Annotated in this window: 9 protein-coding genes; 5 read left to right on the forward strand and 4 right to left on the reverse strand. The window is 67.2% G+C overall.

All coding sequences use genetic code 11. From position 1 onward, the window contains the following. Positions 1-38: 38 nt before the first annotated feature. Positions 39-812: a TMEM165/GDT1 family protein gene (locus ABW137_RS26100; protein ID WP_526404365.1), complete on the reverse strand. Its 774-nt coding sequence runs from the start codon at positions 810-812 to the stop codon at positions 39-41. A gap of 440 nt (positions 813-1,252) precedes the next feature. Between ABW137_RS26100 and ABW137_RS26105 the strand changes: the two genes are divergently transcribed. The 3 genes from ABW137_RS26105 (at position 1,253) to ABW137_RS26115 (ending at position 3,227) form a co-directional block, all read left to right on the forward strand. Then, the gene (locus ABW137_RS26105) at positions 1,253-1,621 is read left to right on the forward strand and encodes an STAS/SEC14 domain-containing protein (protein ID WP_526404366.1); all 369 of its coding nucleotides are present in this window, start codon (positions 1,253-1,255) and stop codon (positions 1,619-1,621) included. Positions 1,622-1,758: 137 nt separating this feature from the next. Further along, positions 1,759-2,484 (forward strand): B3/B4 domain-containing protein, encoded by a 726-nt coding sequence (locus tag ABW137_RS26110; RefSeq protein ID WP_526404367.1) that lies wholly within the window; start codon positions 1,759-1,761, stop codon positions 2,482-2,484. A gap of 140 nt (positions 2,485-2,624) precedes the next feature. Then, positions 2,625-3,227: a hypothetical protein gene (locus tag ABW137_RS26115; RefSeq protein WP_526404368.1), complete on the forward strand. Its 603-nt coding sequence runs from the start codon at positions 2,625-2,627 to the stop codon at positions 3,225-3,227. 12 nt (positions 3,228-3,239) lie between these two features. Here ABW137_RS26115 and ABW137_RS26120 read toward each other — a convergent pair whose 3' ends face one another. Next, a complete protein-coding gene (locus ABW137_RS26120) occupies positions 3,240-4,262 on the reverse strand; it encodes a Gfo/Idh/MocA family protein (RefSeq protein WP_526404369.1) in 1,023 nt (340 codons plus the stop codon). 65 nt (positions 4,263-4,327) lie between these two features. After that, positions 4,328-5,029 (reverse strand): GntR family transcriptional regulator, encoded by a 702-nt coding sequence (locus ABW137_RS26125; protein WP_526404370.1) that lies wholly within the window; start codon positions 5,027-5,029, stop codon positions 4,328-4,330. A gap of 207 nt (positions 5,030-5,236) precedes the next feature. Between ABW137_RS26125 and ABW137_RS26130 the strand changes: the two genes are divergently transcribed. After that, positions 5,237-8,101 (forward strand): FAD-binding and (Fe-S)-binding domain-containing protein, encoded by a 2,865-nt coding sequence (locus ABW137_RS26130; RefSeq protein ID WP_526404371.1) that lies wholly within the window; start codon positions 5,237-5,239, stop codon positions 8,099-8,101. A gap of 31 nt (positions 8,102-8,132) precedes the next feature. On the opposite strand, the gene ABW137_RS26135 is transcribed toward ABW137_RS26130, so the two are convergent. Continuing rightward, the gene (locus ABW137_RS26135; protein WP_526404372.1) at positions 8,133-8,609 is read right to left on the reverse strand and encodes a MarR family winged helix-turn-helix transcriptional regulator; all 477 of its coding nucleotides are present in this window, start codon (positions 8,607-8,609) and stop codon (positions 8,133-8,135) included. A 260-nt stretch (positions 8,610-8,869) separates the two neighbouring features. Between ABW137_RS26135 and ABW137_RS26140 the strand changes: the two genes are divergently transcribed. Continuing rightward, the coding region (locus ABW137_RS26140; protein ID WP_526404373.1) for an MmpS family transport accessory protein at positions 8,870-9,173 on the forward strand (304 nt) is incomplete at its 3' end.

Raw genomic sequence — 9,173 nt, forward strand, 5'->3', positions numbered from 1 at the left:
TGGCCCGCCCCTCGCTGGGGCGGGCCATCACGATCACGTCAGGTCTGACGGTGCGGGTCCCCAGCGAGTCCCACTGCATCCTGCTCGGCGTGCTCGTCCTCGTCGGACACGGCGGAGGCGGTCACGGCGGGCTGCGCCCGCAGGATTGCGGGGCGCAGCCGTTCCGGCAACGCCCTGAGCACACCGGCGAGAACTGCGACGATCGCGACCGCGCAGCCGGCGATGACTGCGATCGGCGCCGTCGGCAGGAAGCTCTCCAGCAGCAGGTAGGCGCCGAAGAGCAAGAACACGGCCGCCGCGCCGAGTTGGATGAGCCGCTCGGGAAGGTGCTTGCCCGCGACCGCACCGACGATGATGGCGAGCCCGTCCGCAGCGACCATGCCGATCGTGGAGCCGATCCACACGCCGACCCAATCGTGATCCGCTGCAAGCGTGATGGTCGCGAGCATCGTCTTGTCGCCGAGCTCGGCCAGGATGAACGCCGAGGTGACGACGAAGAACGCGGGCGCGGCGGCCTTCTGCGCTCGGCTCTTGTCTTCATCGCTGAGCGTGTCGCCGCGCAGTGTCCACAAGCCGAAGAAGACGAACATCGCACCGGCCAGAATGCCGAGCAGGTGCGTCGGCAGGGCGGCGCCGAGGTAGTGGCCGATGGCGACCGAAAGAACGTGCACGGCCGTGGTGGCAGCGGTGATGGCCGCCAACACCACCCACCACTTGTAGCGCAGGGCGAACATCATCGCGACGAGCTGGGTCTTGTCACCCAGCTCGGCGATGAAGATGACGGCGAAGCTCAGCAGCAGAGCGGCGAGCACGGGGGTCTCCTCAATGCGTGACCGCCGGAGGAGGCAAGTTCGAGCCTCCGGCCGGCGACCCAATGGTCGATGCGGCCGAAGGTCTCGCCCACCGGTTAGAGATCCGGTTCAGGTGACCGGGTCGAGCGGCTTCGCCAGCCCGACCAGTGTGTCGATCACCCGATTTGGGGCTACTCCCCTTCGTTGTCTCGACCATACCCGGCCGAGCTCGGCTTCGGCAAGTTGATGTGGCGCAAATGCCTTCGCTACCAATAAGTTTGGGCCTGGTACGACGAAAGTTCGGGAACCCACGAAATCGTTGCCCACGTCCCCGGAATTCGGTCTGAGCCGACCCTGGCGGAGCCGGGGCCGCATGCGCGACGATCGGACGTGGCAGTAGTCAATTGCAAGTCAATTGCCAGCCAACCGGCCGGACCTGGCCGCGGGAGAGAGGACAGTCGATGATCGAAGTGCTCGACGACATGCCGAAGGGAGTTTCCGGCATCCGCGTATCGGGCCGGCTCACCGGTGACGACATGCGGAAATTCAGGCCAACCATGGACGAACTGCTCGGCGCCGAGGAGCTCAGGTTCGTGGAGGTCGTTGCCGACGACTACGAGGGCTTCGGCCCCGGTGGGCTCGCGCAGGATCTCAAACAGGGCTTCGGCGCATTGCTTCATCACCATTCGGCATTCAAGCGCATCGCAATCGTCTCCGATCGGGAGTGGGTGGCCCACACGCTGCATGCGCTGGCGTGGATGGTGCCTGGTGAACTGGCCCTCTTCGGTCTCGACGAGATCGACCGCGCCAAGGAGTGGGCCGCCGGGTGATCGATCGACCAGGCCGATTGCCGACAGGAGACACCGGATCCGACGAACGCCCACCTGCGGCGCCGTCCGACCGTCTTGGACGTCACGCGGCAGCGTGGATCCGGCTCGCGATAGCGTGGATCTGGTGAGCGCCAACCGTGCCTGACGTCGACCCCTTCGAGGAGTTGCTGACCGCAGCCCGCGTCGACGATGCGGTCTTCGCCCTGCGACCGGACTACCGCGCGGCACTGTTGGCCGTCGACGGGTTGTCCCACGGTGCGAGTGACGACGATGACGCGGCGTTGATCCTGGCGGCCGAGTCGGCTGCCCGACGAACTCTGCGCGATCGATCGGTGGATCAGGTGCCCCATGTCGCGGCGTGGCGGGAGGCGTATCGGGCCTTCGGCGCCAAGCCGCAGCGCACGCGCAACAGCGTGGAGGCCTTGATGCGGCGGGCGGAGACGGGTCTGCCGCGTGTCAACCGGCTGACCGACGTCTACAACGCGCTCTCGGTGCTGCACCAGGTGCCGATCGGCGGCGAGGACCTGAGCTTCTATGTTGGTGCGCCGCAACTGATCCGGGCGACTGGACGCGAACCGTTCGACACGACTGCCGGGGGGAAGCCGGTAGTCGAACACCCCGACCCTGGTGAGGTGGTGTGGTGTGACGACGAGGGTGTGACGTGCCGGCGCTGGAACTGGCGTCAGGGACGCCGCACCCAGCTGCGCGACGAGACGACGAGCGCGCTGTTCATCCTGGACGCTCTCGACCCGATGACGGACACCGAGCTGCAGTCGGTCGTCGAGGACCTGAGCACGCATCTGCGTCGGCTGGGCCCCGAGGTCCGAGTGGCCACCCGCACCATCGGTTGGCGAGTTAGCTGACACCGGGGACGATCTTGCGGTAGGAAGGGCGATGTCACGACGTGCGCTGGCCGGCTCACGGGAACGGGGTTCACATGAACTGGATGACGGTGGTGGCCAATGCGATCGTACCCATCGTGTCAGTGGTTTCGTCTGCGGCCGTGGCTATTTGGACCAAGCGCCTCGATGCCAGAAACAGGCGGGACGATCGGCGTCACGAACGGACTCTCGACTTCGAGAAGCGGGCGGCCGACGACAAGAAGGCGGTGCTGAAGGCCCTGATCTCCGCCACCCTCTACGTCAAGCGCGGCGCGCAGTACACCGGAACCGCCGACGGTGCTGAGGTCGACCGCAGGCGGGCCGAAGCCATTGGCGAGCTCTACGAGTTCCGAATGCGGTTGGGGCTCGACGACGGGGTCGCCGAGCTGATGATCTACGCCGCACCACCGGTTCGCGAGATGGCCAACCTGCTCCTCGACGAGTGGGATCGGCAGTTCCGTGAGCGCGGCTACTCGCTGACGCAATTGGATTCGTGCAAGCGGCAATTGGCCCAGACCGCCGTCGACGTGCCACCCCCGGACGAATCCACCGTGTACTTCGGCGGCGAGCGAAAGTGGTCCGAACTCAAGAAGGAGGAGATCGGGTGGCTGGAGAGACTCGGCAGTGAATCGGATCTGGACCTCGACGCCCTAGTGGATCTGTGCGACCGCACGCTCGAGGTGGCCCACCGCGACCTGCGCGGAGGGTACGGCTTCGAGTACTGAAGTCGGACGCGCTCAGAGCGTGACCGACCGGCTCTCTTGTGCGCTGAGCCGGGCGGCGTCGAGCACGGCAAGCGTGTGGACCGCCTCAGCTGCGGGCACCGGCTGGGGACCCGTGCCCTGCACCGCAGCAGCGAACCGCGCGTAGTAGTCGGCGTACACACCCTGGGCGGACGGCACCCGGCGGCTCCCCTCGGCGGTCGAGAGGACGGCCCACCGTTCGGGTGCCTCGTAGCCCCAGCCGACCGGATCGTCGACGGGACGCTTGCCTGCGAAGATGGCCTGCGCCTGGACGTCCGTCTGCGATGACACGTAACTGCCGTTCGACCCGAAAACCCTTAACTCCCTTGATACGACGTGATTCGCCTTGCTCGCCGAGAGATGGGAGTGCACGCCGTTGACGTGGACGACGGTGACCACGAAGCCGCAGTCGGTACGACCGGCGGGAAGCTCGAGAAAGTCCAGATTCGTCGACACCTGCCGGGCGGGCCCGAAGAGCCAAATGGCTTGATCCACCAGATGGCTACCGAGATCACGCAGCAGCCCGCCGTGCGGTCCGGCCTCCAGCGTCTGGGGGTCATCTAGGTCGAAGCGTGAGTCGAATCGCCAGATCTCGCCCAGGGCGCCTTCATCGAGCACACCGCGGAGCGTGGTGACGTCGGTGTCCCACCGACGGTTGTGGAACACGCTCAGCAGCACTCCGGCGTCGCGGGCGGCGTCGACCAGTTCCTGGCCTGCGGCGGCGGACGGCGCGAAGGGCTTGTCGGCGATGATGGCGACTCGGCGGTCGACGGCCTGCAGGACGAGTTCGCGCCGGGTCTGCGGAGGCGTCGTGATCGTCACCGCGTCGATCCCGGAATCGAGCAACTCGGTCAGCGATCCGAAGACCGGAACACCCGGCAGATCTGCGGCGACCTGGCCGGCTCGCTCAGCTGACCGGGTCACGACACCGGTGAGTTCGCAGCCCTCCGCGGCCTGGATGAACGGGGCGTGAAAGTGGCGCCCACCCGTGCCGTATCCGACCAGTCCGATCCGCACGATGCCCCTCCAGTCCGTCAACTTTGTTAGGACAATAACACTTAGTTGACGGGGGCCGGTTGGACTTAGTCGCGGTCGAGTGGGATCCGCACGGTGACGGGGGCGTCGGCCTCTGGGCCGGGCGCGCCGCCGAGCGAGGCGACCAGCCGTTCGCGGGCGCGACTCAGATGGACGTGCAGGAGTTCGGCCGCACCGGCGCCGTCGCCCTCCGCGAGGTAGCGGAGGATTGCGTCGTGCTCGGCGACGATGAGTTCGGTGTCCAGAAGGTGGTGCCCCTGCACCTGCGCCATGCAGAGCGTCACTTCCGCGGTCAATGATTTGTACAGCCGGCTGGTCCGGTCACTACCGAGACCATTGATCAGTGCGGCGTGGAACTCCATGTCCGGCTTGACGACGGCGACGGCAGCTCCGTCGACGACGCGGATCCGGTCGTTGGCCTCCTTGGCCCCGGCGGGCACCAGTTTGGCGAGTGCGAGTTGCCGTAGCACCTCGGACTCGATGAGCGCCCGGGTGCGGTAGATGTCGCGCACGTCGTCGACGCCGAACGTCCGCACCCGCGCGGTCTTGTGATTGCCGCGTTCCAGGATCATGTCGGCGACGAGCTTCTCGATGGCTGCCTTCGCGGTTGGCCTGGCTACGTCGTACCGGCCCGCCACGTCGGTCTCCGTCAGGGCGGTGCCCGGCGTCAGCGTGCCGTCGACGATGGCGTCCCGCAGATTCTCGGCGATCGCGTCGACCACGGACACCACCCGTATCCCGTTCGCCATGTGCCGACCGTAGATCACCTTGCCAGGCATGGCTACTTGCCTATCTTGTAAACTTGCTAGACAAAAAGTGGTGTGACATGCCACCATCGAGTGCAGTCGTGCTCCGCGTCGCGCCGAGCGGTCACATCGCACAGCCCACGCGAAGGACGGTGTCACCGTGCTGGTTCATCTGCAGTTCACGGCCCCGAGCCGGATGGTGCGCTGACCATGTCGGCACTGATCGACGCCCTGATCGAGGCCTCGGGCGATCCCAGCCGCGTCGGTACTCGCGCGGTGGATCGACACGCCGCCGCGCCCGACGCCTCGCACTTCCTGTTGACCCCGGAGGTGGTCGTCACCGCCAGGGACGCCGCCGAAGTGGGCCGACTGTTCGCCGTCAGCGCCCGCCACGGCGTGCCGCTGACGCTGCGCTCCGGGGGTACCAGCCTGTCGGGGCAGGCGGTCACCGACGGCATCCTCGTCGACGTCCGCAAGGGGTTCCGCACGACCGAGGTGCTCGACGGCGGCGCCCGCATCCGCACGCAACCCGGCGTCACGGTGCGACGACTGAACACCGAGTTGACCCGTTACGGCCGCAAGATCGGTCCCGATCCGGCGAGCGAAGCTGCATGCACCATCGGCGGGGTGGTCGCCAACAATTCCAGCGGCATGGCCTGCGGCACCGTCGAGAATAGTTATCGCACACTGGATTCGATGGTCGTGGTGCTACCGTCGGGCACGGTGGTGGACACCGGGGCGGCCGACGCCGACGCCCGGCTGCGCCAGCTCGAACCGGACCTGTTCGACGGGTTGCTTCGGCTGCGCGACCGGGTGCGCTCCAACCCCGCGTCGGCCGCCAAGATCCGCCAGCAGTTCGCCATGAAGAACACCATGGGCTACGGCCTGAATGCCCTGCTGGACTTCGACGAACCGGGTCAGATTCTCGCCCACCTGGTGGTCGGCAGCGAGGGCACTCTCGGCTTCGTTGCCGAGGTGACGCTGCGGACCATCCCGATTCGAAGCCACGTCAGTTCGACGCTGCTGGTGTTCGACGACCTGGACACCGCCAACCGCGCCCTGCCCGACCTGGTGGAAACGGGGGCAGCCACCCTGGAGTTGATGGACGCCCGGTCCCTGCGCGTCGGCCAACGCCTGCCCGATGCGCCGCCCACGATCGCCACGATGAACGTCGAGCGGCAGGCCGCCCTCCTACTCGAATACCAGTCGACCACGAACGAAGAGCTCTCCGTGCTGACCCAGGGAGCGCAGCCGGTGCTCGCGGGCTTGCCCCTGCAGTCCCCCGCCGAGCTGTCGGGGGACGCGGCGACCCGAGCCAAGTTGTGGAAGCTGCGCAAGGGCCTGTACGCCGCGGTGGCGGGTGCCCGCGAGTCGGGGACCACCGCGCTACTGGAGGACGTGGTGGTGCCCGTCGGCCTGCTCGCGGACACCTGCGCGGGCCTCGGCGAGCTGTTCGACAGGTACCGCTACCGGGACTCCGTGATCTTCGGACACGCCAAGGATGGCAACATCCACTTTCTCCTGACCGACCGCTTCGCCGACGAGGAGCCACTGCACCGCTACGCCAATTTCACCGAGGACATGGTGGATCTCGTTCTGGCGCAGGGTGGTTCACTCAAGGCGGAGCACGGCACCGGCCGCGTGATGGCACCGTACGTGCGTCGCCAGTACGGCGACGAGTTGTACGACGTCATGGTCTCGATCAAGCGGCTGATCGATCCCGCCGGGCTACTGAACCCCGGCGTCCTGCTCGACGACTCGCCCGACGTACACCTCAAGCACATCAAGGTCACCCCGACGGTGGAGGAGGAAGTCGACCGGTGCGTCGAGTGCGGATACTGCGAGCCCGTCTGTCCCAGTAAAGATCTCACCTTGACCCCTCGACAGCGGATCGTGGTCCGGCGGGCCATCGCAACGGCGGAGTCGGCAGGCGATCGCGCGCTGGCCGACGAACTCGCGGAGTCCTACGAGTACTCGGGCGTGCAGACGTGTGCCGTCGACGGGATGTGCGGCACGGCGTGCCCGGTGCAGATCAACACCGGCGACCTGGTCCGGCGTCTACGCCGCGAGGATCACGGCAGGGCGGCTGACAAGGCATGGGGAATGGCAGCCCGCAAATGGGGTGGCGCCACCCGCACGGCCAGTGCCGCGCTGACCGCCGCGGCCGCCATGCCCGCCGCCATGCCCGCGACCGCAAGCCAGGCCGGCCGTGCACTCGGCGGCGCCGACACCGTGCCGCAATGGTCGCCGGATCTACCTGCGGGCGGCCACCCTCGTGCCCGCCCGACGCCGCAGGGCAAGCCCGACGCGGTGTACCTGCCCGCGTGCGTCAACGCGATGTTCGGGCCTGCCGACCGGGGTGAAGGAAGCGACGGGGGGAAAGGCGGCGCCGGTGTGCAGAGCGGCCTCGAAAGGCTTTGCGCGACAGCCGGAATCACTCTCCTGGTCCCGGCCAACGTGGACGGGTTGTGCTGCGGAACCCCGTGGTCGTCCAAGGGCATGACGACCGGCTACCGCATCATGAAGGACGCCACCGTCGCCGCCCTCGACGCGGCCACCCGACACGGTGAGCTACCGGTGATTTGCGATGCGTCGAGCTGCACCGAGGGTCTGGTGAAGATGCTGCGCGACAGCGGGATTGGAGTCGTCGACGCGGTGACTTTCGTCGCCGAACGCATCCTGCCCACCTTGGCCGCACACCCGCGACTGAAATCGCTGACGGTTCATCCCACCTGTTCCTCGACCCAACTGGGGCTCAACGACGCGCTGCTCGCGCTTGCGCGGGAAGTGGCCGACGACGTTGCCGTGCCGTTGGATTGGGGCTGCTGCGCCTTCGCGGGAGACCGCGGCATGCTGCACCCCGAACTGACGGCCTCGGCCACCGCGGGCCAGGCCGCCGAGGTCCGCGCCAAACCCACCGACGCCCACGCGTCCTGCAACCGGACCTGTGAGCTGGCGATGACACGGGCCACGGGCAGCTCGTACCGACACGTGATCGAGATCCTCGCCGACCTCGTCACCGCACCACCGAACCTGCCCACGTCGCACGCGCCCGCCCGAGGAGACAACCGATGACCACGTCGTGTTCGCCCGCACCTCCGGGCAGTCAGCCCTCGACGTCCGCTTCGGGCTGCGCTGACGGGCAGGTCGTCTCGCGCATCTGACCGAGAACGCGCACGACGACTCGTGCTGCCAGCCACAGGGCCACCTGGTCATCCTGCGATATCGAGGGCAACATCTCGGCGATCCGCCGCCTGCGAATTTCGGCCCGGGCATCCCACATCCGACGCCCCTCCTCGCCAAGCATGACCAAGGACGCTCGGCCGTCGTCGGGATCGGTCCACCGCTCGAGCAAGCCCTGCCGCTCCATGCGCTGCACGAGCTGCGTCATCCCGGACTGACTGGCGCCCTCGGCCGCCGCCAACGCCGTCAACCGCATCGGGCCTTCGCGGTTCACCCGGTTCAACACCAGGGTTGCGCTCGCACTGAGCTCGTCGCGATCCGCCAGACGGCGCCACATGACGTCGGCGCCGAGCTCGATCATCTCGGCAATGGCGTCGACGCGGTCGGCGGCTGGTTCCATGCGTACTTTATATCATTCCCGTGATGCAACTGACAGCGAAACATACTGGTCAGCGGTCTTGCGGAATAAGCCCGCCCGTCGCGTTCGTTGCACTCGGCCGCGAATTACGCTTGCAGATGCTCTTTACAGACAACGATGGGCGAATACCCAGGACTTTGACAGGTCGTCCCGGGTTGAGAGATACATCCCGTACAGGATATAACTCCTTGCGGAGTGCCGACCCGTTGTCTGCGGGGCAGGCTGACGAAAGGTGAGGTCGAGTGGCCCAACGTTCAGTCGGCAGGCATGTTCTGGCGAGAGCCTGGCTACCCCTGGTGATCGTCGTGGCGCTCGCCGTCGGCGCGCTGTGCATGTGGAAGGTGCACCAATCGTCGGCGCCGGGACCGGTCCGGGCGGTCAGCCCTCCGCAGGCGCCGGAGGAGTTCACGCCCAAACGACTCACCTACGAATTGTTCGGTGACGTCGGGAGCGGCGGAATGCTCGACTACATCGACATCGATGGGCATCCACACGAGGTCCAGATCGCGGACTTGCCGTGGTCGCACACCGAGACGACCACGCTCA

The organism is Mycobacterium sp. (genome assembly GCF_040509115.1).
Classification (GTDB): domain Bacteria; phylum Actinomycetota; class Actinomycetes; order Mycobacteriales; family Mycobacteriaceae; genus Mycobacterium.

Bases quoted from the DNA above. Each gene is read 5' to 3' on its own strand.
- ABW137_RS26125 (WP_526404370.1), bottom strand. From the start codon at position 5,029: ATGGCGAACGGGATACGGGTGGTGTCCGTGGTCGACGCGATCGCCGAG.
- ABW137_RS26105 (WP_526404366.1), top strand. From the start codon at position 1,253: ATGATCGAAGTGCTCGACGACATGCCGAAGGGAGTTTCCGGCATCCGC.
- ABW137_RS26135 (WP_526404372.1), bottom strand. From the start codon at position 8,609: ATGGAACCAGCCGCCGACCGCGTCGACGCCATTGCCGAGATGATCGAG.
- ABW137_RS26130 (WP_526404371.1), top strand. From the start codon at position 5,237: ATGTCGGCACTGATCGACGCCCTGATCGAGGCCTCGGGCGATCCCAGC.